This is a genomic window from Otoolea muris (genome assembly GCF_943193115.1).
Taxonomy (GTDB): domain Bacteria; phylum Bacillota; class Clostridia; order Lachnospirales; family Lachnospiraceae; genus Otoolea; species Otoolea muris.
The window spans coordinates 1-1,815 of sequence record NZ_CALPCY010000137.1 but is presented as its reverse complement, the minus strand read 5'-3'; the positions used below and the strand labels follow the sequence as shown (position 1 = coordinate 1,815).

The 1,815-nt window shown below is 47.8% G+C and carries 2 protein-coding genes; both read left to right on the top strand.

Annotation, left to right across the window (positions count from 1 at the left end):
* Window positions 1-921: phage tail protein (locus tag NFS31_RS26600; protein ID WP_331482898.1), on the top strand; the 921-nt coding region annotated here is incomplete at its 5' end.
* Window positions 922-924: 3 nt separating this feature from the next.
* A complete protein-coding gene (locus NFS31_RS26595; RefSeq protein ID WP_251502068.1) occupies window positions 925-1,812 on the top strand; it encodes a phage tail family protein in 888 nt (295 codons plus the stop codon).
* The last annotated feature ends 3 nt before the right edge of the window (window positions 1,813-1,815 follow it).

Sequence of the window (1,815 nt, the reverse complement as noted above, 5' to 3'; positions counted from 1 at the left end):
AAAGAGGTAATGAACACAATGCTTACGAACATTGTAACCATTGTGAAAGAAACGCCCGCTAAAATCTGGAACTGCATCATAGGTGCGGTTACAAAGGTGGCAACATGGGGCGCAAATATGCTGGCGAAAGCCAAAGAGGTAATGAACACAATGCTTACGGGCATTGTAACCATTGTAAAAGAAACACCGCAGAAAATCTGGAACTGCATCATAGGTGCGGTTACAAAGGTGGCGACATGGGGCGCAAATATGCTGAACAAAGCCAAAGAGGTAATGAACAGCATGGTTACTGGCATTGTGAACATTGTAAAAGAAGTGCCGCAGAAGATTTACAACAGCATTTCTGCCGCCATATCCAAAGTAGCCCAGTGGGGTACAGAGGTAAAGAATAAGGCGGTAGAGGGTATGAGGAACTGCGTAACGGGCATTGTAAATGCCTTTTCCAATATAGGCAGCAGCTTTGCGGATATAGGCAGCAATATTGTACATGGTATCTGGAACGGAATAAGCAACGGCTGGAACTGGTTAAAAGATAAAGTTTCCAGCCTTGCAAGCAGTCTGTTAGATGCAGCAAAGAGCGCTTTAGGGATTGCCAGCCCGTCACGGAAGTTTAGGGACGAAGTGGGCGTATTCATGGCGCAGGGTATCGGCGTGGGCTTTTCTGATGAAATGGGGAAAGTCAACAAGCAGATAGAGGACAACATACCGCAGGAGTTTGATATAGGCGCAAAGGTAAACGTAGACAAAGATTTTACGTATGACTGGGACGGCGACGGAAACCCGAAAAAGCCAAAGCCGAAAGGCAGCGGGGCAGCAGGCGGCTTTACCGTGATACAGAACATATACGCAAATACCACGGATTACGCAAAGCAGCAGAAAGAGGCTGCAAGGCAATTCAGAATGATAGCAAGGACGGTGTAGGGCATGGAAAATGAAAAGCTGACTTACAGAAATTCACGGGGCGAGAGCCTAGAGCTGGGGATAGACAGCGTATTTTTCTGCAACATAAGCAAAGACGTAGGCGGCATAGCAGGCGTTACGAATGTGATTTACAGCACGAACAGCATGGGGCAGCACGGCGACACATACGTAGGGCAGCGCATAGAGGCACGGGACATGGATATTTTAGGGCATATCAACACACGGGACAAGGCGCAGGCATTACAGTTGCGCCGCCAGATGCTTAAAATACTTAACCCAGAGCTGGGCGGCACGCTGACCTATGAGTATGGCGGCTTTAAGCGTGTGATAAATTGCAGGACGTTTGGAGAGCCGAAGATAGAGAAAAAAAGTGTGCTTTATGAGTTTGCTTTTCAGTTGGAGTGCCTTAACCCGTTCTGGCGGGAAGAGGACGAAACCAAAGAGGATATAGCAAGCTGGGTGGCTGCGTGGCATTTCCCCTGCGTGATTGATAGGGACGACAGCAAAAGCATGATATTTGGGTACAGAGCCGAGAGCGTGATAGTGGACTGCTACAACGAGGGCGACGTGTCAACGGGTATGCGCATAAGGTTTACGGCGCTGGGGACGGTAAGCAATCCTATACTGCTTAATGTTGATACAGAGGAATTTATACAAGTAAACGCAGTCATGCAGCCGGGGGACGTAATAGAGATTAACACGAAATATGGCAGCAAGGGCGCTAAGCTGATACGGGACGGCATAGAAACGGATTATTTCCGCTTTATTGACGTAGACAGTACATTCATGCAGCTTGCAATAGGCGACAATAATTTTAGGTATGATGCAGCAGGCGGCGTAAATTCGCTGGAAGTGGCGATTTTCTACAATAAGGAATTTTTAGGAGTGTGACGG